Origin of the sequence: Roseicyclus sp., from assembly GCF_018402035.1 — a bacterium.
Lineage (GTDB): Bacteria > Pseudomonadota > Alphaproteobacteria > Rhodobacterales > Rhodobacteraceae > Roseicyclus.
Genome location: NZ_JAGYJN010000006.1, coordinates 126,985 through 149,042, shown reverse-complemented (window position 1 = coordinate 149,042; position 22,058 = coordinate 126,985). Strand labels below are relative to the sequence as shown.

Genomic DNA, 22,058 nt, shown 5'->3' with positions numbered 1-22,058 from the left:
CGCTTTATAGGAAAGCACCATGCAGCTTGTTTCGCCCGTTCTGCCCCAAGGCACGCCCGAGATCAGCCGCCCTGACCCCGCGCGGCTGATCGCAGGCGATCCCGAACATCGCACATGGCTGACCGATGAGGCCCCCGGCCTTTGGTGCGGCGTCTGGCAATCCACCCCCGGCGCATGGCGCGTTGTCTATGACGAATGGGAATATTTCCGCCTGACCGAAGGGCTCTCGATCCTCACACCCGACGGTGGCGCGCCGATCCAGCTGCGGCCAGGCGATGCCCATGTGATCCGCCCCGGTTTCACCGGCATCTGGGAGGTGGTCGAAACCACCACAAAGGATTTCGTCATCCGCCTATAGGTTCAACCAAAGGAAAACCCCGCGGGGGATGACCGCGGGGTGATGTCGTGCTGAAAAAGCCTTGAATATTCTGGGATTGGCCCGCCCTTTCAGGGGCGGGCCAAATCCTTGATCACATCGGCGCGATAGAAAAGAACATCGTCTGGCCCGAGTGGTCATCGACGCCCTCATCGTCGGTCGACACCCTCATCGTGCCGTCAAGCCTTCGACCTTGTCGAGGACGTATCCGCCGGTCGAGGTCAGATAGGGGATCAGGTCGACGACTGTTTCCTTGGCCAGCACGGCGGGGGTCTCACCCAAAGCGACCATGCCATCCATCGCGGACAGGGGAACGCGGGTGATCCCCTCCAGCCCAAAGCGGGTTTCAACCGCCAGCAACTCGTTGGGCAGCGCGGTGGAACGCGGTAAACCCGCGCGAGGCGCCATCCATATCGCCCTCATTGGCGATCACGACGGTGATGAAGCTGCCATCAGGGGCAATGGCGGTGCTATCGGGCTGAGCGCCCAGATCGCAAGGGGCGATGATGTTGCGGCCACCCACATCGATTGCATGCAACACGCCCGAAGGGGCGATGTCGCTCTCGGAAGTATTCTCGGCCACGAACACCGTCTTGCCCCGTGCGGATACGGCGATTGGCCCACTATTCGGGCGCGCAAAGGCGCCCGCTGCAACTAGGTTGCGGGATCGGTGACGAATTCATTTCAATGATCGCCGCGCCGCCTAGGCGTAAAGCGCGGCCCAGCGCTCGATCAACTGTTGTTGCAGACGCTTTGCGCGCTGGTTGTAAGGGCGCGCACCCTCGGGGCGTTCACGCTCTGCCTCGCTCAGGCCATCGCGCCGCGCGGTATCGGCACAGAAAACCGCAAAGGCAAGATCGCGCCCGGATGGCAAGCGCGCATAGCCCGCCAAGGACGACACGAAATTCAGCGTCCCCGTCTTTGCCGCGACCTGAACCGGGTGATCGGCAATCGGTCTGCCGCGCCCGTCAAGCATGGGCTGGGCGCGCATCATCTGCCGCAATGCACCCGTGGGGCCAGCGGCGACCAACGCGCTGACCATATCATGGGGCCTCAGCCTGCTTTGATCGCCCAAACCTGAATGATCAACAAATCCCGCCTGCCGCGCCCCAAGCTTCGCGCGCATCCACGCCGACATGGCACCCGCCGACTGCGCCAAATCATCGGGCCTTTGGCCATCCGCCATCGTCGCCTTCAGGCCCACAACCTCGGCGGTGAGATTGGTCGACCAACGCATCATGTCGCGCAAGATCACCGCCAGCGGTTCGCTGTGATGGACCACCAGAACCGTCGCGCCCGCCGGGGCGGCAGGGGCAAGCGCAAAACCCGAAAAGCTGATCCCTGCGGCGCGGGCCAATGTCTGGAACACCTCGGCGGCATAGGCCGAGGGGCGGCGCACCGGCAACCAACGCGACCCACGATCACCCAAAGCCGCGCGCGCCACACTCCAATGATCGCGCCCCTCGATATGCTCGTAGGTATAGACGGGGTCGCTGCGATCGGCGATGCGCATCCGGGCGATCTGCACCGCAGGGCGCAGGGTTTCCGAGCGCGCGTCCAATGCGATGGTGTACTCGCCCGCCTGCCGCGCCCATTCGAAATAGACCCGGTTGAAATTCAAGTTCAAACCCGAGATTGCGGGGTTATAGCCCACATGCGGCGGCTGCGAGGGATCGACCTCAAAGATCGCAGGCAGCGCGCCATCGGCGACCATCAAGCGCCCGGTCACCGTGCGTAGCCCTTGCGCGCGCAAAGCATCGGCCATGCCCGCCAATGTGTCTGTGTCAAAGGCCGGATCACCCGATCCGACCAGCCACAGATCGCCCTCTAGCCGCCCATCACTGATCGTGCCATCAGCGACAATACGGGTTTCGAACCGGTAGTCAGGGCCAAGCCGCTCAAGCGCATAGCTACAGGTCACAGCCTTGGCAACCGAAGCGGGTGGCAGCGGGAAAAGCGGGTTCATCCCCTCAAGCACCGTGCCGGTCGTGGCATCGGCCACGACAAAACCGACACGCCCGCCGATGGCCGCCTGTTGAACCAGATCACTGGCCGATGGGATAATATCCGCCAAAAGCGCCGCAGGGCGCGTCACGGGGCGTAGCGAGACCGCCGGGGCCGCCGCCATGGCAGGCGTGGCCGCGAAAGCGGCAAGGCCAGACAGGAATGAACGACGCGACGACATCACAACACCATTTGCGCAAACTTTGCCCGGACTTAACCGCAGGCGGCAGCATCGCTCAAGGGTTTGTCGCTTCAATCCCCCTTGGGAGGGCGCTTTTCGCCACCATGGCGATGGGATAGTAGGGCGCATGCAACGCGATGTCCTTCGGGCTCTTCCCCTGATGCTGCTGGCGATGACGCTGATCCCGGCAGGGGATACAGCGGGCAAGCTTTTGGGTGAGGCAGGCGTCGCGCCGGTTTTCACCGCATGGAGCCGCTTCACCCTCGGGGCGGTGATGATCTTGCCCTTCGTGGCCCGGATCATGCCACTGGCACTATTTGCCAATTGGCGGATCTGGCTGCGCGGTCTGCTCTTGGCGGGGGGCATCTTGTCGATCCTGACCGCGCTCAAGACCGAACCCATCGCCGATGTCTTCGGGGCCTTCTTCATTGGACCGATCTTGGCCTATGTGCTGTCGGCTTGGCTCCTCAAAGAGGGGTTTTCGCCCCTCAGGGTCGTGCTTTTGCTTTTGGGTTTCTGTGGCGTTTTGCTGGTGGTGCGCCCGGGCTTTGGCATGACGCCGGGGCTTGGCTTTGCCGTTTTGGCGGGGCTTTTCTACGGTGGGTTCTTGACCACTTCGCGTTGGCTGTCAGCGCTGGCCCATCCCGGCGCGCTTTTGCTCAGCCAATTGGTCGTGGGCGCTCTGGCCTTGGCCCCCTTCGGGCTGCTGGCGCTGCCCAGCTTCGAGCCGCGCATCACCGCGCTGACCTTTGGGTCGGCCTTTGGCTCGATGCTGGGCAATCTCTTTCTGATCCTCGCACTGCGCATGGCCCCGGCATCGCGGCTGGCCCCGTTTGTCTATTTCCAACTGGTCGCGGCCACGGCGCTGGGCTGGGCGGTGTTCGGTACGCTGCCCGATGGGCTGACCCTGGCGGGGCTTGCGATCTTGCTTTTGTCGGGCCTGACAAGTTTGGCACTGCGCGACAAGCGCTAGGCGCTACCATTCACCGCGCGCGCGGATCGCGGTGGATGAGGCATCGATCATCGGCAGATTCACGAAACACCACGCGGGGGGCGGTGTATGGGCCAAAAGATGTGCCGCCTCGGCGGGTAATTTCGCGTGCCGATAAATGCTGGCAGCCTTAGCCGTGCGCGCCGCGATCCGGCTACCGGGGCGGGCCAGAACACCCACCGCCACGCGGCCCATGATCGCTTGCCAATCTTGCCAGCGATGGAACTGGGCCAGATTATCGGCCCCCATCAGCCACACGAACCGCACACCGGGGTAAAGCGCTTGCAGCGCCGCGATGGTCTGGGCCGTGTAGCGCGTGCCGATCCGTGCCTCGATATCGGTGACGATGATGCGGGGATGATCGACCAAGGCACGCGCCACCGCCAAGCGCTGCGCCAAGGGGGCTGGTCCCTTGGGCTTGAGCGGATTGCCGGGGCTCACCAACCACCAGACGCGGTCAAGCCCGAACCGCTTGAGCGCCTCGCGGCTGACATGCAGATGGCCGGGATGGGCCGGATCGAATGATCCGCCGAAAAGGCCGATCGTCTGGCCTGCACGTGCAAGGGGTAAATCAGAGCGCAAGGGCGGATGCGGCCTTGTTCAAGGGGTATTGGCGCACCTTGATGCGGCCTTGATGACCCATAGTCAACGCGCCGCCGCGCGCACCGGATTGCCCATCGGCCCCGAAGCGACTAGATGGCTTGCAAACCTCGGATCATGACAACGGAGCGGCACATGGCCTCCTACCAGTATGTTTATCACATGGATGGCGTTTCCAAGACCTATCCGGGCGGCAAGAAATGCTTTGAAAATATCCGCCTGAACTTTTTGCCCGGTGTGAAAATCGGCGTCGTCGGCGTCAACGGCTCGGGTAAATCGACCTTGATGCGGATCATGGCAGGCATCGACACCGATTTCAGCGGTGAGGCTTGGGCGGCTGAGGGCGCGCGCGTGGGCTACCTGCCGCAAGAACCGCAGCTCGATGAAAGCTTGAATGTGCGTGACAATGTGATGCTCGGCGTCGGTACCAAAAAGGCCAAGCTCGACCGCTACAACGAGCTGGCGATGAACTACTCGGACGAGACCGCCGACGAAATGGCCCGCCTGCAAGATGAGATCGACGCCGAGAACCTGTGGGATCTCGACAGCCAAGTCGATATCGCGATGGAGGCGCTGCGCTGCCCGCCGGACGAGGCCGAGGTGGCGACACTTTCCGGCGGCGAACGGCGGCGCGTGGCGCTGTGCAAACTGCTTTTGGAAGCGCCCGAGATGCTTCTCTTGGACGAACCGACCAACCACCTTGACGCCGAAACCATCGCTTGGCTGCAAAAGCACCTGATCGAATACAAGGGCACGATCCTGATCGTGACCCATGACCGCTATTTCCTCGACGATATCACGGGCTGGATCCTCGAACTCGACCGCGGGCGCGGCATCCCCTACGAGGGGAATTATTCGGCGTGGCTGGAGCAAAAGGCCAAGCGCCTTGCGCAAGAAGCCCGCGAAGACAAGTCGCGCCAGAAAACGCTTGAGCGCGAATTGGAATGGATCCGTGCCGGTGCCAAGGCGCGTCAGGCCAAGCAAAAGGCACGTATCAACGCCTATGAGGAAATGGCCAACCAATCCGAGCGCGAAAAGATTTCCCGCGCCCAGATCGTCATTCCAAATGGTCCGCGCCTTGGGTCCAAGGTGATCGAGATCAACGATCTGAAAAAGGGCTATGGCGACCGGCTCTTGGTCGAAGATCTGAGTTTCTCGCTGCCACCCGGCGGGATCGTCGGCGTGATCGGCCCCAACGGTGCGGGCAAATCGACGCTTTTCCGCATGTTGACCGGGCAAGAAACACCCGATTCCGGCTCGGTCGAGTTTGGCGATACGGTCAAGCTGTCCTATGTCGACCAGTCGCGCGATTCGCTCGACCCGGCCAAAACCGTGTGGGAGGAGATCTCGGGCGGGGCCGAAATCATCGAATTGGGCGACGCCTCGATGAACAGCCGCGCCTATTGCTCGGCCTTCAATTTCAAAGGCGGCGATCAGCAGAAAAAGGTGGGCCTGCTCTCGGGTGGTGAGCGCAACCGCGTGCACATGGCCAAGCTTCTGAAATCGGGTGGCAATGTGCTGCTCCTCGATGAGCCCACCAACGATCTCGACGTCGAGACGCTGCGCGCGCTTGAAGACGCGCTCGAGGATTTCGCGGGCTGCGCGGTAATCATTTCCCACGACCGCTTCTTCCTCGACCGGCTTTGCACCCATATCCTCGCCTTTGAAGGCGAGGCGCATGTCGAATGGTTCGAGGGTGATTTCTCGGCCTATGAAGACGACAAAAAACGCCGCCTCGGCCCCGACGCGCTAGAGCCTAAGCGCTTGAAGTATAAGAAGTTCACGCGCTAAGCCCGTGACGGGTCTAGGGTGCGCCCTTGGGCGCACCCGCATGCCGTGGTGCGCCCAAGGCGCACCCGACATAGCGGCCTGTGCCAGTTCGGGCTTGCTATTTGCGCCGACAACCCCCATGTGACCCATGCGAACGTTATTCTTTTTCGACCACTGTCTTCCCTAACAGGCCGTCAGTCTTTCGATCCAGACCGACCAAGCCAAGCTGCCGCATCTCGTGGGCAGCCTATAGTTAGGAGATAACACGATGGCCAATGGCACCGTGAAGTGGTTCAACAGCACCAAGGGTTTCGGCTTTATCGCACCCGATAGCGGCGGCAAGGACGTTTTCGTCCACATCTCCGCGCTCGAGCGTTCGGGCCACACAAGCCTGAAGGACGACCAGAAGGTCACCTTCGACATCGAATCCGGCCGTGATGGTCGCGAGTCCGCGATCAACATCGTTCTGGTCTGAACCAGACGCCAGCGCGGGGCGCATGCCCAGCGATCCGGCCCTAAGACAAAGGTGCGCAGCAATGCGCACCTTTTTTCTTGCCCTTCCCATCGCGCGATAGGGCTTGCCTTTATCGCCATGCGCGCCCAAATGATTGACTTCGGCAATCACAAAAGGGGCCAGCCATGTCCCATATCATCACTTGCCTGACCTGCGGCACCACCAACCGGGTTCCGACCGAACGGCTCAGCGCGCATCCCAAATGCGGCACATGCGGCGCCAAGCTGGCCGAGGCCAAGGTGCAAGAGGTCGACAGCGCCACGTTGCGCAAGGCCGAACGCAAGGACAGCTTACCGCTTTTGGTGGATTTCTGGGCACCTTGGTGCGGCCCATGCCGCGCGATGGCCCCCGAGTTCGAGAAAGCCGCCCGCGCGCTTGCACCCCATGCGCGGCTGGCCAAGATCAACACGCAGGTCAATGGCGATGCTGCCCAACGCTATGGCATCAGGGGCATTCCCGCGCTGATCTTGTTTCAAAACGGCCAAGAGGTCGCGCGGCTGACAGGCGCGCGACCAGCAGCCGAGATCACGGCCTTTGTTCAGCAACATAGCCGAAACAGGGCGTGACCCGGCCTTAGAAGCGGAACGAATAGATCAGCGCAATCGGGATCACCATCGCGCTCCAGATACAGAAGAAAAACGCCATCCGGCCCAGCTTGAGCCAGAGCTGTATTTCTGCATCTTCGGAAAATGCCGCACTCATCCCGGTCGCAGTTGCCGTTTTGGGATCGATGAATTCCATACGTGACATGCGCGGCCCTCCTCATAGTCGCAAACAAAATTTTCAATCGAGAACATAAGCGTGTCACGCCCCGGGTCCAGTGGCGCAGGATCGCTTTCACTGGATTGTGCGGGAAAACCGCTTATCATCTTTTCAGTCAGGCTTGAAAAATGGGGCATCACGCGTGCTTTTTCGAATTGTCACCTCTGCCACCATGGCCCTATCGCTGCTAAGCGCCACGCCCGCCTCGGCACAAAGCGGGCAAGAGGCGGCCTTTGTCCTTGCCTTGATGGAGTCGGTGAACACCCTCTCGGTGCGCTTCAACCGCGAGGTCTGTGGCTATATTCTGCGCCATTCCAACGGGGCCTATTCCTCCACCAAGGTCAGCTGGGGCGCGCATGCCACTTGCGCGTCGCTGCCACTCCAAGATGGGGTTGATGTCGTCTCGTCTTGGCACACCCATGCGGCCTATGCCGCCGATTATGATGGCGAAGTCCCCTCCATCCAAGATGTCGAGGGCGATATGGCCTTGGGCGTGAATGGATGGGTTGGCACACCGGGCGGGCGTTTGTGGTTCATCGATGGCGCGACTGGCACGATGCGCCAATTCTGTGGGCGCGGCTGCTTGCCGGAAGACCCCGATTTCATGCCCGAAGATCACGGTATGGTCGCCGAGAGCTACACCCTCGACGCGCTTTATGCACGGTTTGACCGCGCGCCATAGCCGCCGTTCAGCGCAACACCGCGTGACGGTGGCAACTGGTCAAATGATCATTCACAAGCCCGGTGGCCTGCATCCACGCATAGGTAATCGTTGGGCCGCAAAACCGGAACCCGGCGCGGCGCAGATCATTGGACAAGCCTTGGCTCAATGCGGTTTGCGCTGGCACTTGCGCTTGATTTGCCCAAGTATTCTGCAACGGCGCACCATCGACATATCGCCAGATAAACTGTGAAAACCCGATGTTTTCCTCGATCGCCAGATAAGCGCGCGCATTGCCGATCGTAGCCGCGATCTTGCCGCGATGGCGCACGATGCCCGGATCGGCCAAAAGCCGGGCAATCTCCGCCTCGCCCCAACCCGCGATCACCTCGGGATCAAAGCCCGCGAAAGCGGCGCGAAACGCATCGCGCTTGCGCAAGATCGTGATCCACGAAAGCCCCGCTTGAAAGCCATCAAGCACCAGCTTTTCCCACAGCGCGCGGCTATCACGCTCGGGCACGCCCCATTCGGTGTCGTGATAGGCGACGTAAAGCGGATCGGTGCCGCACCATGTGCAGCGGCCAGCGTCAGACATTGGAAAACCCCCGCAAATTGGATGCAAATCCAAGGTTTCACCATTCCTTAAGTGCGCAGGCTGCATGACAGCAAGCGAATTGCTTCGGATGAGGATGTGATGGGTCATTTCCGCACGAAACCGGTCGAACCGGGCTTGGGCAACCCCCTTGACGCCGCGATCAGCCAGCGTGATCGCGGCACGTTGGAAATGGTGCGCCATGCCCTTGAACGCGGCGATGCGCTTTTGGCCTATCAGCCGGTCATCCGCGCCGATGGGCGCGGTGTCGCCTTTTACGAGGGGTTGATCCGCCTGCTTGATGAAACCGGGCGCGTGATCCCGGCGCGCGATTTCATCACCGTCGTCGAAGAGCAAGATCTTGGCCGCCTGATCGATTGCGCCGCCCTCCGGCTGGGTCTCTCGGCGTTGCGCGCCAACCCGGCGCTTCGCCTTTCGATCAATATGTCGGCCCGCTCCATCGGTTATCCCGGCTGGATGCGCGCGCTACAACGCGCCATCCGCCTGCAACCCGATATCGTGCATCGGCTGATCCTCGAGATTACTGAAACCTCGGCCATGCAAATGCCCGAGATCGTGCAAGCCTTTATGGAAACCCTGCAAGATAAGGGGATTAGCTTTGCCTTGGATGATTTCGGCGCAGGCCAGACCGCGTTTCGCCACCTGCGGCGGTTTTGCTTTGATATCATCAAGATCGATGGCCAGTTTTCCCGCAATGTTGACTCCGACCCCGATAACCAAGTGCTCTGCGCGGCGCTGATCTCGCTTGGGCGGCATTTCGATATGATCGTCGTCGCCGAAGCCGTCGAAACCGAACAGGAGGCGGCTTGGCTGGTCAGCGCGGGCGTGGATTGCCTGCAAGGCTATTACTTCGCCGCACCCAGCATCACCCCACCGTGGAAAGATCCATCCAAGGCCAAGGGTCGCGGGACGGACAAATAATACCCCCCTATCGGCTGAGACACCCTGTCTGTTGAAATCCGAGGGCTTGCGCGGCTAAATTTTCCCTGACACAGCGAATCCATGCGCTGCCCCCCGTGTTGGGGTGCGTGTCGTTCACGAAAGGGATTTTCATGACCAATGTCGTCATCGCCTCTGCCGCGCGCACTGCGGTCGGTAGCTTTCTAGGGTCTTTCGCCAATACACCCGCCCATGATCTTGGGCGCGCCGTGATCGAGGCGGTCGTCGCCCGCGCGGGTATCGACAAGGCGGATGTGAGCGAAACCATCCTTGGCCAAGTGCTGACCGCCGCGCAGGGCCAGAACCCAGCGCGTCAGGCGCATATCAATGCGGGCCTGCCCAAAGAAGCCGCCGCGTGGAGCATCAATCAGGTCTGTGGCTCGGGCCTGCGCGCGGTAGCACTCGGTGCGCAGCACATCATGCTGGGCGATGCCGCGATTGTGGTCGCCGGTGGTCAAGAGAACATGTCGATGTCGCCCCATGCCGCCATGCTGCGCCAAGGCCAGAAAATGGGCGATATGTCCTATATCGACACCATGATCCGCGACGGTCTGTGGGATGCCTTCAACGGCTACCACATGGGCCAAACCGCCGAGAATGTCGCCCAGCAATGGCAGATCAGCCGTGACATGCAGGATGAATTCGCAGTCGCCAGCCAAAACAAGGCCGAAGCCGCGCAAAAGGCGGGCAAGTTCGCCGATGAGATCACGCCCTTCACGATTTCAACCCGCAAGGGCGATATCGTGGTCGATGCCGATGAATATATCCGCCACGGTGCCACGGTCGATGCCATGGGCAAGCTGCGCCCCGCCTTCACCAAGGACGGCTCGGTCACGGCGGGCAATGCCTCGGGGCTGAATGATGGCGCGGCCGCGACGCTGCTGATGTCGGCTGATGAGGCCGAGCGCCGTGGGATTGAGCCCTTGGCGCGCATCGCCTCTTACGCCACCGCCGGGCTTGACCCGACGATCATGGGCGTGGGGCCGATCTATGCCAGCCGCAAGGCGCTGGCAAAAGCGGGCTGGACGGTCGATGACCTCGATCTGGTCGAAGCCAACGAAGCTTTCGCTGCGCAGGCTTGTGCCGTGAACAAGGATATGGGCTGGGATCCGGCCATCGTGAACGTCAATGGCGGCGCAATCGCCATCGGCCACCCTATCGGTGCATCGGGCGCGCGCGTTCTCAACACGCTTTTGTTCGAGATGCAGCGCCGTGGCGCCAAGCGCGGCCTTGCCACGCTGTGCATCGGCGGCGGCATGGGTGTCGCCATGTGCATTGAGCGCCCCTGAGACCAAGGAGAGATTGGGGCGCCTGCGGGCGCCCTTTTCATTTCCATATTGGTCGGATTTTCTTGCGTAATATTGTTGCGTGCAGATCGATATAATCGTAACACCGTTACCAAGATTGACGCCAAACTGGAGGAGACCCATGGCAAGAGTAGCACTCGTCACCGGCGGCAGCCGCGGCATCGGTGAGGCCATTTCCAAAGCCCTGCAAGCCCAAGGATATGCGGTCGCCGCCACCTATGCCGGCAATGATGAAAAAGCCGCGGCCTTTACCGAAGCGACGGGCATCAAGACCTACAAATGGGATGTCGCCGATTACGACGCCTCCAAGGCGGGTATCGCGCAGGTCGAGGCCGATCTTGGCCCCATCGACACGGTCGTCGCCAATGCGGGCATCACGCGCGATGCGATGTTCCACCGCATGACCCCCGCGCAGTGGAAAGAAGTGATCGACACCAACCTGACCGGCGTGTTCAACACCGTGCATCCCGTCTGGTCGGGCATGCGCGACCGCAAATTTGGGCGCGTGATCGTGATCTCGTCGATCAACGGCCAGAAAGGTCAGGCAGGGCAAGTCAACTATGCCGCGACCAAGGCAGGCGATCTGGGCATCGTGAAATCGCTGGCGCAAGAGGGTGCGAAGTTCGGCATCACCGCCAATGCAATCTGCCCCGGCTATATCGCCACCGAAATGGTGATGGCGATTGACGAGTCGGTGCGCGACAAGATCATCGCGGGCATCCCGGCGGGCCGTTTGGGCGAACCTGCGGAAATTGCGCGCTGCGTGACCTTCCTTGCGGCAGAAGATGCAGGCTTCATCAATGGCGCGACCATCTCGGCCAATGGGGCGCAATTCTTCGTCTGACTTTGGTCAAGCGTGTAGAAATACAAAAGGCCGGGGCATAACCCCGGCCTTTTCATTGGCACCCTCGCGCGCGTTTCAGGCGCGGCGGGCGAACAAGCTCAAGAGCTGGCCCCAGAAATACTGGGCGCATTCAACCCGCGCCGCCGCGATTTTCAGGCGCATCTCATGTGTCAGTGCAAAGCTATCCATCGATCTGATCCTCTCGGTGGGATGTGTTCTTCCCTTACGCCCGAGATAGGTCAGACTTCATGACCTGAGTAGCCGCGAAAAGGGCAAAGCCGCCCTTCGCCAAATGCAAGGCTTATGCAAAAGATCGCGTTTAGTTGGCCAGACGCGAAATCTCTTCCTTCAGGCGCAGCTTTTCTTTCTTCAACTCGCGCACCTTCAGATCATCGATCCCCGGGCTGCGCTGTGCCTGCTCGACCTGTTGGGCGAGATTGGCGTGCTTTTTCTTGAGTTCCTGCAGATGAGAGCCAAGCGACATGGGCAATTTCTCCTCTTTGATGACAGTCACATGACAATCCCATCACGGAACCTGAGTCGTGTCACGCAAAACCGTGCGGAAAAATGCATTGCTCTTTATCAATCATCGCCCGGAAAGCGCAGCGCCGCACCTTGGCGCAGCACCGCTTGGGCTTGTGCTGTAAAGTCGGGGGCATCTGCACCGTGCTCGGCACCTTCATGTATAAGAAGCGGCGCAAGCAGGGTGAATGGCGTGCGCGCCGCCCGGCGTGCGCGGATCACCACCCGTGACGCCGCCCGCCCGGCACGCGGCTGCAAAGGCAAGACCGTGACCGCGCCAAAGCCCGTGGCAAGCGCGGCCAAGCAATCAGGCAAACGCTCGGCCAGATGGATCAGCGTCAGCCAGCCGCCGGGCCTGAGCCGCGCGCGTGCGACCGCGATCCAATCGGCCAGCGGCGTGTCTTCGCGATTGGCGGCCTCGCGCCCGGCATCCTTGGCGCGCGATCCTTCGCCTGCACCAAAGTAGGGCGGGTTGGCGATCACTTGATCGAACTGCATCTGCCGCAGATCAGCGGGCAAAGCGGTCAGATCGGCCTGCACGATCTGCAAATTGGCGCCGACGACAGCGGCGTTTTCACGGGCAAGTGCCGCATAATCCGGCTGGCGCTCGATACCGATGATCTGCACCCCCGCCACCCGCGCGGCCAGACAAAGCGCCGCAGCACCCACACCACAGCCAAGTTCAAGCACATGCTCACCAGCCTTGGCCGGGCAGGCGGCGGCCAGAAATACCGGATCGGTCGCCGCGCGATAACCGTCGCGGGGTTGGCGCAAAACCACACGCCCCCCCAAGAAGGCATCGCGTGTTGTCGTATCCAGCGTCATTCGCTCACCGGAAGCTTGTTGTCGCGCAGCACGATCCTTGCACGCTCCGCATCCGCGCGCCGCACCAGCATGCGCCGTGGCAAAATGCCGATCGACCCTTCGAGTACGCTCATATGGACGTCCAGCACGAAGACCTCTATATCCTCGCCGGACAATAGCGCCGAGGCAAAGGCAATCTCGGTCGGGTCGGTGCTGCGCATGATTTCCAGCATATGACGGATGTAGGCAGGCCCGCGGCACTTGTCGAGACGGGGACAGGACTTTGGGAAGGATCGGCGCATGAGCCTCGATAATGCAGCCAGCAAGCCGCATGAACGCATGCAGGCGGCACTTGGTCCCGATCTGGTTGCGGTTGATGCGCTGATCCGCGCGCGGATGGCCTCCAAACACGCGCCCCGCATCCCCGAGGTGACCGCTCATCTGGTCGAAGCGGGCGGCAAGCGCGTGCGCCCCATGCTGACCTTGGCCGCAGCAAAGCTATGCGGCTACGAGGGCGATGCCCATCACAAGCTCGCGGCAACGGTCGAGTTCATCCACACCGCCACGCTGCTGCATGACGATGTCGTAGATGAAAGCCAAAAGCGACGCGGGCGGCCCACCGCCAACCTGCTTTGGGACAACAAGTCATCGGTTCTGGTTGGCGATTACCTCTTTGCCCGCGCCTTTCAATTGATGGTGGAGCCCGGCAATCTGCGGGTGCTATCGATCTTGTCCAACGCCGCCGCCGTGATCGCCGAGGGCGAGGTGCTGCAACTGAGTGCCGCGATGAATATCGCCACCACTGAGGACACTTATCTTCAGGTCATCCGTGGCAAGACCGCTGCATTGTTCGAAGCGGCTTGCGAGGTTGGCGGCGTCATCGCCAACCGCCCCGAGGCCGAGGTGCGCGCGCTGGCCACCTATGGTGACGGGCTAGGCATCGCCTTTCAGATGGCTGATGACCTGCTCGATTGGGGCGGCAGCGACGGGGTCATCGGCAAGAATACTGGCGATGATTTCCGCGAGCGCAAGCTGACCCTGCCCGTGATCCGCGCCATCGCGCGCGCCGATGACACAGAGCGCGCCTTTTGGCAGCGCACCATCGAAAAGGGCGACCAGCAAGAGGGCGATCTGGATCACGCGCTGGCGCTATTGCGCCGCCATGGCACATTGGATGAAACCCGGACCGAGGCTTTCGGCTGGTCCGCCCGCGCGCAAGAGGCGCTCACGGTTTTGCCCGATCACCCGCTGCGCGACATGATGCATGATCTGGCCGATTACGTCGTGGCGCGCCTAGCCTAGAACGGCTGCGTCCTGCACCCACCATGCGGGGTCTTGCGCGCTGAGCGCTGCCGCCGCCTCGCGGGCTGATTGCGCCGTGGCGAAAAGCCCAAAACAGGTGCCGCCCGACCCCGACATGCGCGCCAAAAGACAGCCCTTTTGCGCCGCGATCGCCGCAATCACATCCCCGATCTGCGGCACAAGCATGCGGGCCGGCCCCTCGAGGTCATTGCGGGTTTGCGCCAACCATTCGGCCAGCGCTTCAGCACTGGGCCAGCCCTGCGGCGGGATCATGGGCAGGGGCGGGTTATCGGCGCGTGCCAGCGCCTTGAAAACCGGCCCCGTTGGCACGGCGACGCCTGCATTGACCAAGACCAGCCACAGCGGCGGCAAGGGTGGCAGGGGCGTGATGTCTTCGCCGATGCCCGCCATCCGCGCAGGACGCCCGAAAAGGCACACAGGCACATCCGCCCCCAAGGACAACACAGCCCCAGCATCGGGCAAGGGTCGGCCCCAAAGCGCGGCCAAACCGCGCAAGGCGGCCGCCGCATCGGCCGAACCACCGCCAATCCCCCCGGCAGCGGGTAGATGCTTATCGAGTGTGATCGCCGCCCCCAACCCCGGCCCCAGCAATTCCGCCGCCCGCCAGATCAGGTTACGCCCATCATCAGGCACACCCGCGGCGCGTGGGCCGCTGACACACAGCGACAAGCGCTCAGCAGGCGCAATCGTAACCCAGTCACCCGCACCGGCAAAAACCACGAGTGAGTCGAGCAGATGATACCCATCTGCCCGCCGCCCCGTGACATGCAGCGCAAGATTGACCTTGGCGGGGGCGAATTGCTTCACTGCGTCTCGCCCACCCCGCCCTCTTCTTCCAGCACACGATAAAGCCCGATCTCCAGCTTGCGGCGGATACGGATCGCGTCGGCCTCCTCGGGGTCGAAGCTGAGTGCGCGCTGCCATTGAAACTGGGCCTCGCGCTTGCGGTCGACCATCCAATAGACATCGCCCAGATGGTCGTTGATGATCGGATCGGTCGGCAAAAGTGCCACCGCGCGTTCCATCGGCGCGACCGCCTCATCAAAACGACCCAGACGATAGAGCACCCAACCAAGACTATCGACGATATAACCCGAATCCGGCCTTGCCGCGACCGCGCGCTCGATCATGCCCAAAGCCTCGTCCAGATTGCGGCGCTGTTCGACCAGCGAATAGCCGAGGTTATTCAAAACCTGCGGCTGCTCGGGGTTCAGGACAAGGGCTTGACGAAAATCAGCCTCAGAGCCCACGAAATCATCCAACACCTCGTGACAGATGCCGCGCGTATAATAGAGGAACCAATAGCGCGTTTGTGTGCGATCCACGAGGTTGAGTGCGGCGGTATAGGCCACCACCGCCTCGGCACAGCGATCCGTGCGGCGTAGCGCATCGCCCAAGGCTGCCTGCACAGTGGCAAGGCCGGGGTGCCGGGTGGCCAAATCGCGCAACACGGCCACCGCCTCTTCTTCGCGGCCATCCTCGAAATAGGCATCGGCGCGGCCAAGCTGGGCATCGACGAAATGCGGGTCGTCCGCACCCACCTCGACATAGGTATCAGCGGCAAGGCTGTATTGCCCTTCATCGCGCAGCAATTCCCCGGCCAAGATCAGCGCCTCGGAATGCGCAGGATCGATCCCATGCGCCGCGCGGGCATAAAGCAGGGGCAGCGTGCCCGACCCGCTTTCGCCACCCAAAGCGCGTGCGATGCTATAAAACACCTCGGCCACGCCTTGCTGGGCGGTCGTGATAAAGCTGTAGCCTGTCGGCGTATCGCCTTGCGCGATCCTCGCACGCAAGGCCAGCATGGCCGGATCAGGCACCACATTGGTGTAGAAATCCAACAGTTCCAGCGCGTCCTCAGGCCGGTCGAGTTGCACCAAAACCTCGGCGCGTGCGCGGATCGCGCGTGTGCTTGCGGCAAGCGGGCCATAGGCCTCGCCCGACAAGATTGCATCGGCCCCTTCGAAATCACCCACAGCCGCAAGCGCATAGGCCAGATGCGTATAGGCAATATCGGCCAAGCTTTCATCAGCGGCGAGGGCCACAAAGGCTTCGGCGGCGCGGCGCATGTCGCCTTCGCCCAAGTAAATCCAGCCCATGGCCAGATCATCGATCAGTGGCCCTGCACCCTGGCCCGCCTGGATCGCGGCCCGCACGCCGACCAGATCGCCCGTGGCCATGCCACGCACCATTCTGACAAGATTGACCAATTCCTGCCCGCCGTCGCCCGTGGACGGCAACATTTCGGCGATGGTCTCGGCGCGCATCCATTGGCCCAAGGCGGCATTGGCAAAGATCGCGTTGCCGATCAGCACCGGATTGCCGGGATCGGCGGCAAGCGCATTCTCAAAATAAACCGCCGCGATGCGGTGATTGCCCTCAAGCACGGCAGACCGCGCCGCAAGATATGGCCCGGCAAGACCCGGCCCTGTGTCTTGTGCGAAAGCGGCGTGACCGAACCCAAGACCGATGACCATTGGCAAGACGGCAAGCAATGAGCGGCGCATGAAGGAAACTCCCCGTTAGGGGCCAAAGACTAGGCCCGGCGCAGGGCAAGGGCAATGCGCCCAAACCGCGCCAAGCATCATTATCGCCATCATCCGATCACATGTTCGGGTAGTTTGGCCCGTCACCACCTTGCGGCACCGTCCAATGGATATTCTGCGACGGATCCTTGATGTCGCATGTCTTGCAATGCACGCAGTTCTGGAAATTGATCACGAAGCGCGCCTCGGCCCCGCTGCCCACGACCTCGTAAACCCCCGCCGGGCAATAGCGCTGCGCGGGTTCGGCATATTCGGGCAGGTTCACCTTGATCGGAACGCTTGCATCTTTGAGCGTCAGATGCGCGGGCTGGCTTTCCTCGTGGTTCGTCATCGAGAAGCTGACATTGGTCAAGCGGTCAAAGCTCAAGACACCGTCGGGCTTGGGATAATCGATAGGCTTGTGATCGACGGCCTTGCCGGTGGCCGCGGCATCGGATTTGCCATGGCGCAACGTGCCGAAGAAGGAAAAGCCCAAAAGGCTGTTGGTCCACATATCCAGACCGCCAAAGGCCAAGCCCCCCATCAGCCCGTATTTCGACCAGAGCGGTTTGACATTGCGCACGGGCTTGAGATCCTTGGCAATCGGCCCCGATTTATGCAGGTAATCGTCGTAATCGCCCAGCTCATCGCCCGCGCGACCCGCGGCAATCGCCGATGCCGCGGCCTCGGCCGCCGCCATGCCCGACAGCATCGCGTTATGATTGCCCTTGATGCGCGGCACGTTCACCAGACCCACGCCGCAGCCCAAGATCGCCACGCCGGGTGCCACCGCCTTGGGCATGGATTGCCAGCCGCCTTCGGAAATCGCGCGCGCGCCATAAGCGATGCGTTTGCCGCCCTTGAGCAGTTCGGCCACCATCGGGTGATGCTTGAAGCGCTGGAATTCCATGTAAGGGTAAAGATGCGGGTTCTCGTAGTTGAGGTGCACCACAAAGCCCACATAGACCTGATTGTTATCAAGGTGATAGATGAACGATCCGCCGCCCGCATTGCTGCCCAATGGCCAGCCCATCGTATGCACCACCGTGCCTTCGCGGTGCTTTTCGGGGTCGATCTCCCAAATCTCTTTCATGCCAAGGCCGAATTTCTGCGGGCATTTCCCCTTTTGCAGATCGTATTTCGCCAGCACTTCCTTGGTCAGCGACCCGCGCACGCCCTCGCCCAGCATGACGTATTTTCCGCGCAGCTCCATTCCCGGCTCATAGGCGTCGCCCGGTGTGCCATCGGGGTTTTTGCCAAACTCGCCCGCGACCACGCCCGCCACTTCGCCATTCTCACCATAGACCAACGCGGAACAGGACATGCCGGGGAAAATCTCGACGCCCAGCGCCTCGGCCTGTTCGGCCATCCAGCGACAAACATTGCCCATCGAGACGATGTAGTTGCCGTGGTTGTTCATCAGACCCGGCATGACCGCGTTGGGAATGCGGATGCCGCCCCCCTCGCCCAGCATGTAAAAGCTGTCGCTCTTGACCGGGACCGTGACAGGCGCGCCGCGCTTTTTCCAATCGGGGATCAATTGGTTCAAACCGACCGGATCAAGCACAGCCCCCGACAAGATATGCGCGCCGACCTCCGAGCCCTTTTCCAGCACAACGACCGAAAGATCGGGATCAATCTGTTTCAGCCGGATCGCCGCCGACAGGCCCGCTGGCCCCGCACCCACGATGACCACATCATAATCCATGCTTTCGCGTATCATCTCGGACATGTTTTTCCCTTGCTCCCGTCAGGGCCACTTGGGCCGCAGCTTGCGCAATATTGTTTCGTGAATGCGTATTGGAGCGACGCGCGCGGGTCAATCACGACGCCGCAGCACGGTGTCGCAGGTGAGCCTTGATTATGGCATACATTTCGTATATACGTTTAGCCGTGTGCCGACATCCAAAAGGGTAGCCGCTTCACAATGATATGTGCCTGTATTGAACCAGCGCCGTTGTGCGAGTTAAACGATTGTCATTCGAGTGGTCAGAGACAAAGCGCGCCGAAAATCTGAAGAAACACGGTGTCGATTTTGTCTTCGCGGCCCTGATCTTCGAAGGTCCAGTCCTGACAAAGATCGACGATAGGAACGACTATGGCGAAACACGTTGCATCTCGGTCGGACTGGTTGATGAGGTCGCTTATGTCGTGGTGCATACGTCACGGGGAGAACACACACGCCTGATTTCGGCATGGCTGGGAGGCCAAAAAGCATATGGGCGATATAAAGCACGCTTCCCTGGCTGAAATTCGCCAGATGAAGGAACGGGGCGAGATCAGCCCACCAGCGCCGGGCGCGCCGGATTACGCATTGCCCGACACGTTCTGGGAACGCGCCGAAGCGGTCTATCCCGAACGGAAAACGCCTGTCTCTCTGCGCGTTGATCCCGATGTGCTGGAATGGTTCAAGGCGCAGGGCCCCGGCCATCTGACGCGCATGCAAGCAGTCTTGCGCGCCTATGTAGAGGCAAAGCGCAAACAGGACGGGGCAAAACAGGGGTAGAAGCGACAGCCTTGGCGTCCTAGATCATCAAGCAACGATCTTGGAAAGCATGTCATGACCCCCTACGCCTTGTCTACCTCGCCCTTGTCGTCCTCGGCACGATTCTGCCGTGGAGCTATTTCTACGCGTGGTTCACGGAACATGGCTGGGCATTGGGGCCGATGATCGATGCGTGGTGGGTCAATGATGCCACCAGCGCGCTGGTCTATGACCTGACCATCGCGGCGATTGCGCTGACGATCTGGGCCGTGGTCGAGGGGCTGCGCGGGGACCGCTGGTTTTTTCTGGTGATCCCCGTGACCTATGGCATCGGGGTCAGCGCGGGCCTGCCCCTCGCCCTGTTCCTATTGGCACGGCGGGCTGGGTAAAGGTGCGCCTTTAGGCGCACCCTTGGTGGCAGAACCCTTGATTACGGCAAGATGACCGTCTGCCCGGTCGTTTCCCGCCCCTCGAGCGCGCGGTGCGCCTCGGCCACCTGATCAAGCGCAAAGCGCTGATCGATGCGGATTTTCACATCACCCGATAGCACCTTCGCGAACAACTCCCGCGCCATCTGCTGGCAGGTGGCGTGGTCAGCGATATGGGTGAACAGCGTCGGCCGCGTGATCTTGAGCGAACCCTTCTTGCCCAAAAGACCGATATCGAAGGGCGGCACCGGCCCCGAGGCATTGCCGAAGGAAATCATGAAGCCCAAGGGCCGCAAGCAATCAAGCGATCCCTCGAAGGTGTCGCGGCCCACCGCATCCATCACCACATCGACACCGCGCCCGCCGGTCAATTCGCGCACCTTGGCCACCCAATCGCCATCGCGGTAATTGACGCAAGCCTCGGCCCCATGATCAAGCGCAAGCTGGCATTTCTCAGCCGTGCCTGCCGTTCCGATCAGGCGGATACCTTCGCTTTTCGCCCATTGGCAGGCAAAGAGGCCAACACCACCGGCGGCGGCGTGAAACAGCACGGTGTCGCCCTTGGCAATCGGTGTCGTCCGGCGGAACAGGTATTGGGTCGTCAGACCCTTGAGCATCATGGCCGCCCCTTCCTCGAAGGAAATACCATCGGGCAGCGGACAGACCTGATCGGCCTTGATCACGCGGGCCTCGCAATAGGCACCGGGCGGCATGGAGGCATAGGCGGCACGATCACCAACCTTAAGATGTGAAACGCCCTCGCCCACGGCCTCAACCACGCCGGCACCCTCCATCCCCATCGCATGGGGCATCGACAACGGGTAAAGGCCGCTGCGCTGATAGACGTCGATGAAATTCAGCCCGCAGGCATGGTGACGAATACGTATCTCGCCCGGACCCGGATCGCCCACCGGGCGGTCAACGATTTTGTAGGCCTCCGGCCCACCGGGGGCCTCGATGATCACGGTCTTTGCCATGGGTGTTTCCCTCCCTTTTCGCCGATGGCAAAGCCTAGCGGGGAATGCCGCGGCGTCCAGCCTCTTTGATGCGGGGCGCAGCCGTGCTACCTGCCCCCACGGCGATCTGTCAGGGCATATGCAATGGACCATTTTCTTTACCGCAACGGCATCCTCCACGCCGAGGATGTTTCGATCCCGCAAATCGCGGCGATGGTCGGCACGCCCTTCTATGTTTATTCCTGCGCCACGCTGACGCGCCACTATCGCCTGTTCGAAGAGGCGTTGGCAGGTCTCGATCATCTTGTGTGCTTTGCGATGAAATCGAATTCCAACCAAGCCGTGATCGCGCATCTCGCGGGTCTGGGTGCGGGCATGGATGTGGTCTCGGGCGGTGAATACCTGCGCGCGCGCCGCGGGCGTGCCGGGTGAGCGGATCGTCTTTTCCGGTGTCGGCAAGACGCGCGAAGAAATGCACATGGCGCTGACCGGCGGCATCCGGCAGTTCAACGTCGAAAGCGAACCCGAGATGATCGCGCTGTCCGAGGTGGCCCATGGCCTTGGCCTGCGCGCGCCGATCACCGTGCGGGTGAACCCAGACGTCGATGCCAAGACGCATGAGAAAATCGCCACCGGCAAATCCGAGAACAAGTTCGGCATCCCCATCGCTAAGGCCCCCGCTGTCTATGCACTGGCCGCGTCACTGCCGGGGATCGAGGTGATCGGCATCGATGTGCATATCGGCAGCCAATTGACCGATCTTGAGCCGTTCCGCCAAGCCTATGAAAAAGTGCGCGATCTGACGCTTTTCTTGCGGTCGCAGGGGCATGATATCCGCCGCCTCGATCTGGGTGGCGGGCTTGGCATCCCTTATGAGCGCACCAACACCGCGCCGCCGCTGCCCACCGAATATGGCGCGCTGATCCGCGAGGTCGTGGGCGATCTGGGCGTCGAGGTCGAGATTGAACCGGGCCGCCTGATCTCGGGCAATGCTGGGCTGCTCGTCTCCTCGGTCGTCTATGTGAAAGAGGGTGAGGGGCGCGATTTCTTGATCCTTGATGCGGCGATGAACGATCTGGTGCGGCCCGCCATGTATGGCGCATGGCACGATATCGTGCCGGTCACAGAACCCGCGCCGGGCGTTGATCAACGACCCTTCGACGTCGTCGGCCCCGTCTGCGAAACCGGCGATACCTTTGCCAAGCAGCGCCAGATGACCCCCGTCGCCGCAGGCGATTTGGTCGCCTTTCGTAGCGCGGGTGCCTATGGCGCGGTGATGGCCAGCGAGTACAATACGCGGCCCCTCATCCCCGAAGTCATGGTCAAGGGCGATCAATTCGCCGTCATCCGGGCGCGCCCGACATTTGACGAGATCATAAACCGAGATACAGTTCCCTCGTGGGTATAGGCCCACGGGGCAAATCGCCCCCGAAAGGGACCATGACCAAAGTCA

At 61.7% G+C, this 22,058-nt stretch carries 25 protein-coding genes and 2 pseudogenes; 14 read left to right on the top strand and 13 right to left on the bottom strand.

From position 1 onward, the window contains the following. The first annotated feature begins 19 nt into the window (after positions 1 to 19). On the top strand, positions 20 to 358 hold the full coding sequence (locus tag KG698_RS11395; RefSeq protein ID WP_213685691.1) for a cupin domain-containing protein: 339 nt from the start codon (positions 20 to 22) through the stop codon (positions 356 to 358). 112 nt (positions 359 to 470) lie between these two features. Here KG698_RS11395 and KG698_RS15595 read toward each other — a convergent pair. The 3 genes and pseudogenes from KG698_RS15595 to dacB all read right to left on the bottom strand — a co-directional run. Beyond that, a pseudogene (locus tag KG698_RS15595) lies at positions 471 to 655 on the bottom strand (hypothetical protein); the annotation flags it as partial. Positions 656 to 722: 67 nt separating this feature from the next. Continuing rightward, positions 723 to 959, bottom strand: a complete 237-nt coding sequence (locus tag KG698_RS11385) for a hypothetical protein (protein WP_213685689.1) — start codon at positions 957 to 959, stop codon at positions 723 to 725. A gap of 120 nt (positions 960 to 1,079) precedes the next feature. Further along, on the bottom strand, positions 1,080 to 2,561 hold the full coding sequence (dacB, locus tag KG698_RS11380) for a D-alanyl-D-alanine carboxypeptidase/D-alanyl-D-alanine-endopeptidase (protein WP_213685688.1): 1,482 nt from the start codon (positions 2,559 to 2,561) through the stop codon (positions 1,080 to 1,082). A 160-nt stretch (positions 2,562 to 2,721) separates the two neighbouring features. On the opposite strand from dacB, the gene KG698_RS11375 reads away from it, so the two are divergent. Next, complete coding sequence (locus tag KG698_RS11375) at positions 2,722 to 3,534, top strand: DMT family transporter (RefSeq protein WP_213685687.1); 813 nt, start codon at positions 2,722 to 2,724, stop codon at positions 3,532 to 3,534. Positions 3,535 to 3,537: 3 nt separating this feature from the next. Here the strand turns inward: KG698_RS11375 and KG698_RS11370 are convergent, their stop codons facing one another. Further along, complete coding sequence (locus tag KG698_RS11370) at positions 3,538 to 4,134, bottom strand: nicotinate-nucleotide adenylyltransferase (RefSeq protein WP_213685686.1); 597 nt, start codon at positions 4,132 to 4,134, stop codon at positions 3,538 to 3,540. A 153-nt stretch (positions 4,135 to 4,287) separates the two neighbouring features. Here KG698_RS11370 and ettA point away from each other — a divergent pair, with 153 nt between their 5' ends. The 3 genes from ettA (at position 4,288) to trxC (ending at position 7,002) form a co-directional block, all read left to right on the top strand. Next, positions 4,288 to 5,943, top strand: coding sequence for an energy-dependent translational throttle protein EttA (gene ettA / locus KG698_RS11365; protein WP_213685741.1), 1,656 nt, complete (start codon positions 4,288 to 4,290; stop codon positions 5,941 to 5,943). Positions 5,944 to 6,190: 247 nt separating this feature from the next. Next, positions 6,191 to 6,397, top strand: a complete 207-nt coding sequence (locus KG698_RS11360; protein WP_213685685.1) for a cold-shock protein — start codon at positions 6,191 to 6,193, stop codon at positions 6,395 to 6,397. 164 nt (positions 6,398 to 6,561) lie between these two features. After that, complete coding sequence (gene trxC, locus KG698_RS11355) at positions 6,562 to 7,002, top strand: thioredoxin TrxC (protein ID WP_213685684.1); 441 nt, start codon at positions 6,562 to 6,564, stop codon at positions 7,000 to 7,002. 7 nt (positions 7,003 to 7,009) lie between these two features. On the opposite strand, the gene KG698_RS11350 is transcribed toward trxC, so the two are convergent. Next, positions 7,010 to 7,186: a hypothetical protein gene (locus KG698_RS11350; RefSeq protein WP_213685683.1), complete on the bottom strand. Its 177-nt coding sequence runs from the start codon at positions 7,184 to 7,186 to the stop codon at positions 7,010 to 7,012. A 184-nt stretch (positions 7,187 to 7,370) separates the two neighbouring features. Between KG698_RS11350 and KG698_RS11345 the strand changes: the two genes are divergently transcribed. Then, positions 7,371 to 7,880, top strand: a complete 510-nt coding sequence (locus KG698_RS11345; protein WP_213685682.1) for a DUF4329 domain-containing protein — start codon at positions 7,371 to 7,373, stop codon at positions 7,878 to 7,880. Between the two features lie 7 nt (positions 7,881 to 7,887). On the opposite strand, the gene KG698_RS11340 is transcribed toward KG698_RS11345, so the two are convergent. After that, positions 7,888 to 8,454 (bottom strand): DNA-3-methyladenine glycosylase I, encoded by a 567-nt coding sequence (locus tag KG698_RS11340; RefSeq protein ID WP_213685681.1) that lies wholly within the window; start codon positions 8,452 to 8,454, stop codon positions 7,888 to 7,890. 99 nt (positions 8,455 to 8,553) lie between these two features. Here KG698_RS11340 and KG698_RS11335 point away from each other — a divergent pair, with 99 nt between their 5' ends. The 3 genes from KG698_RS11335 (at position 8,554) to phbB (ending at position 11,562) form a co-directional block, all read left to right on the top strand. Next, a complete protein-coding gene (locus tag KG698_RS11335; protein WP_213685680.1) occupies positions 8,554 to 9,393 on the top strand; it encodes an EAL domain-containing protein in 840 nt (279 codons plus the stop codon). A gap of 131 nt (positions 9,394 to 9,524) precedes the next feature. After that, positions 9,525 to 10,700 carry an acetyl-CoA C-acetyltransferase gene (locus KG698_RS11330; protein ID WP_213685679.1) on the top strand — a complete coding sequence of 392 codons (1,176 nt, stop codon included), beginning with the start codon at positions 9,525 to 9,527 and terminating at the stop codon, positions 10,698 to 10,700. 139 nt (positions 10,701 to 10,839) lie between these two features. Next, positions 10,840 to 11,562, top strand: coding sequence for an acetoacetyl-CoA reductase (gene phbB / locus KG698_RS11325; protein ID WP_213685678.1), 723 nt, complete (start codon positions 10,840 to 10,842; stop codon positions 11,560 to 11,562). A 319-nt stretch (positions 11,563 to 11,881) separates the two neighbouring features. On the opposite strand, the gene KG698_RS11320 is transcribed toward phbB, so the two are convergent. The 3 genes from KG698_RS11320 to KG698_RS11310 all read right to left on the bottom strand — a co-directional run bounded on the left by KG698_RS11320 (position 11,882) and on the right by KG698_RS11310 (position 13,121). Continuing rightward, positions 11,882 to 12,046 (bottom strand): DUF465 domain-containing protein, encoded by a 165-nt coding sequence (locus KG698_RS11320; protein ID WP_213685677.1) that lies wholly within the window; start codon positions 12,044 to 12,046, stop codon positions 11,882 to 11,884. A 98-nt stretch (positions 12,047 to 12,144) separates the two neighbouring features. Then, the gene (locus KG698_RS11315) at positions 12,145 to 12,909 is read right to left on the bottom strand and encodes a methyltransferase domain-containing protein (RefSeq protein WP_213685676.1); all 765 of its coding nucleotides are present in this window, start codon (positions 12,907 to 12,909) and stop codon (positions 12,145 to 12,147) included. Continuing rightward, the gene (locus KG698_RS11310) at positions 12,906 to 13,121 is read right to left on the bottom strand and encodes a DUF2007 domain-containing protein (RefSeq protein WP_213685675.1); all 216 of its coding nucleotides are present in this window, start codon (positions 13,119 to 13,121) and stop codon (positions 12,906 to 12,908) included. The genes KG698_RS11315 and KG698_RS11310 overlap by 4 nt, the downstream gene beginning before the upstream one ends. Before the next feature lie 67 nt (positions 13,122 to 13,188). Here KG698_RS11310 and KG698_RS11305 point away from each other — a divergent pair, with 67 nt between their 5' ends. Beyond that, complete coding sequence (locus KG698_RS11305; RefSeq protein WP_213685674.1) at positions 13,189 to 14,190, top strand: polyprenyl synthetase family protein; 1,002 nt, start codon at positions 13,189 to 13,191, stop codon at positions 14,188 to 14,190. On the opposite strand, the gene KG698_RS11300 is transcribed toward KG698_RS11305, so the two are convergent. From KG698_RS11300 to KG698_RS11290, 3 genes are all read right to left on the bottom strand, one after another. Continuing rightward, a complete protein-coding gene (locus tag KG698_RS11300) occupies positions 14,182 to 15,018 on the bottom strand; it encodes a 4-(cytidine 5'-diphospho)-2-C-methyl-D-erythritol kinase (protein ID WP_213685750.1) in 837 nt (278 codons plus the stop codon). The genes KG698_RS11305 and KG698_RS11300 overlap by 9 nt on opposite strands. After that, positions 15,015 to 16,718 (bottom strand): tetratricopeptide repeat protein, encoded by a 1,704-nt coding sequence (locus KG698_RS11295; protein WP_213685673.1) that lies wholly within the window; start codon positions 16,716 to 16,718, stop codon positions 15,015 to 15,017. The genes KG698_RS11300 and KG698_RS11295 overlap by 4 nt, the downstream gene beginning before the upstream one ends. Before the next feature lie 97 nt (positions 16,719 to 16,815). Beyond that, a complete protein-coding gene (locus KG698_RS11290; protein WP_213685672.1) occupies positions 16,816 to 18,468 on the bottom strand; it encodes an electron transfer flavoprotein-ubiquinone oxidoreductase in 1,653 nt (550 codons plus the stop codon). 227 nt (positions 18,469 to 18,695) lie between these two features. Between KG698_RS11290 and KG698_RS11285 the strand changes: the two genes are divergently transcribed. From KG698_RS11285 to KG698_RS11275, 3 genes are read left to right on the top strand one after another with little or no spacing between them, the layout of a single operon-like run. Further along, positions 18,696 to 18,986 carry a BrnT family toxin gene (locus KG698_RS11285; RefSeq protein ID WP_367114079.1) on the top strand — a complete coding sequence of 97 codons (291 nt, stop codon included), beginning with the start codon at positions 18,696 to 18,698 and terminating at the stop codon, positions 18,984 to 18,986. A gap of 10 nt (positions 18,987 to 18,996) precedes the next feature. Next, entirely contained in the window at positions 18,997 to 19,242 is a 246-nt protein-coding gene (locus KG698_RS11280) for a BrnA antitoxin family protein (protein WP_213685670.1), read from the top strand. Between the two features lie 23 nt (positions 19,243 to 19,265). Next, a complete protein-coding gene (locus KG698_RS11275; protein ID WP_367114085.1) occupies positions 19,266 to 19,610 on the top strand; it encodes a DUF2834 domain-containing protein in 345 nt (114 codons plus the stop codon). Positions 19,611 to 19,651: 41 nt separating this feature from the next. On the opposite strand, the gene KG698_RS11270 is transcribed toward KG698_RS11275, so the two are convergent. Further along, the gene (locus KG698_RS11270; RefSeq protein WP_213685669.1) at positions 19,652 to 20,626 is read right to left on the bottom strand and encodes a quinone oxidoreductase; all 975 of its coding nucleotides are present in this window, start codon (positions 20,624 to 20,626) and stop codon (positions 19,652 to 19,654) included. A 123-nt stretch (positions 20,627 to 20,749) separates the two neighbouring features. Here KG698_RS11270 and lysA point away from each other — a divergent pair. Further along, a pseudogene (gene lysA / locus KG698_RS11265) lies at positions 20,750 to 22,013 on the top strand (diaminopimelate decarboxylase). Positions 22,014 to 22,058: the final 45 nt, after the last annotated feature.

Excerpts from the sequence above, each read along its gene's own strand:
- KG698_RS11340 (WP_213685681.1), bottom strand. The coding sequence starts at position 8,454 with ATGTCTGACGCTGGCCGCTGCACATGGTGCGGCACCGATCCGCTTTAC.
- dacB (WP_213685688.1), bottom strand. The coding sequence starts at position 2,561 with ATGTCGTCGCGTCGTTCATTCCTGTCTGGCCTTGCCGCTTTCGCGGCC.
- KG698_RS11320 (WP_213685677.1), bottom strand. The coding sequence starts at position 12,046 with ATGTCGCTTGGCTCTCATCTGCAGGAACTCAAGAAAAAGCACGCCAAT.
- KG698_RS11360 (WP_213685685.1), top strand. The coding sequence starts at position 6,191 with ATGGCCAATGGCACCGTGAAGTGGTTCAACAGCACCAAGGGTTTCGGC.
- KG698_RS11290 (WP_213685672.1), bottom strand. The coding sequence starts at position 18,468 with ATGTCCGAGATGATACGCGAAAGCATGGATTATGATGTGGTCATCGTG.
- KG698_RS11375 (WP_213685687.1), top strand. The coding sequence starts at position 2,722 with ATGCTGCTGGCGATGACGCTGATCCCGGCAGGGGATACAGCGGGCAAG.
- trxC (WP_213685684.1), top strand. The coding sequence starts at position 6,562 with ATGTCCCATATCATCACTTGCCTGACCTGCGGCACCACCAACCGGGTT.
- KG698_RS11395 (WP_213685691.1), top strand. The coding sequence starts at position 20 with ATGCAGCTTGTTTCGCCCGTTCTGCCCCAAGGCACGCCCGAGATCAGC.
- KG698_RS11310 (WP_213685675.1), bottom strand. The coding sequence starts at position 13,121 with ATGCTGGAAATCATGCGCAGCACCGACCCGACCGAGATTGCCTTTGCC.
- KG698_RS11295 (WP_213685673.1), bottom strand. The coding sequence starts at position 16,718 with ATGCGCCGCTCATTGCTTGCCGTCTTGCCAATGGTCATCGGTCTTGGG.
- KG698_RS11330 (WP_213685679.1), top strand. The coding sequence starts at position 9,525 with ATGACCAATGTCGTCATCGCCTCTGCCGCGCGCACTGCGGTCGGTAGC.
- phbB (WP_213685678.1), top strand. The coding sequence starts at position 10,840 with ATGGCAAGAGTAGCACTCGTCACCGGCGGCAGCCGCGGCATCGGTGAG.
- ettA (WP_213685741.1), top strand. The coding sequence starts at position 4,288 with ATGGCCTCCTACCAGTATGTTTATCACATGGATGGCGTTTCCAAGACC.
- KG698_RS11315 (WP_213685676.1), bottom strand. The coding sequence starts at position 12,909 with ATGACGCTGGATACGACAACACGCGATGCCTTCTTGGGGGGGCGTGTG.
- KG698_RS11350 (WP_213685683.1), bottom strand. The coding sequence starts at position 7,186 with ATGTCACGTATGGAATTCATCGATCCCAAAACGGCAACTGCGACCGGG.
- KG698_RS11305 (WP_213685674.1), top strand. The coding sequence starts at position 13,189 with ATGAGCCTCGATAATGCAGCCAGCAAGCCGCATGAACGCATGCAGGCG.
- KG698_RS11280 (WP_213685670.1), top strand. The coding sequence starts at position 18,997 with ATGAAGGAACGGGGCGAGATCAGCCCACCAGCGCCGGGCGCGCCGGAT.
- KG698_RS11270 (WP_213685669.1), bottom strand. The coding sequence starts at position 20,626 with ATGGCAAAGACCGTGATCATCGAGGCCCCCGGTGGGCCGGAGGCCTAC.
- KG698_RS11345 (WP_213685682.1), top strand. The coding sequence starts at position 7,371 with ATGGCCCTATCGCTGCTAAGCGCCACGCCCGCCTCGGCACAAAGCGGG.
- KG698_RS11335 (WP_213685680.1), top strand. The coding sequence starts at position 8,554 with ATGGGTCATTTCCGCACGAAACCGGTCGAACCGGGCTTGGGCAACCCC.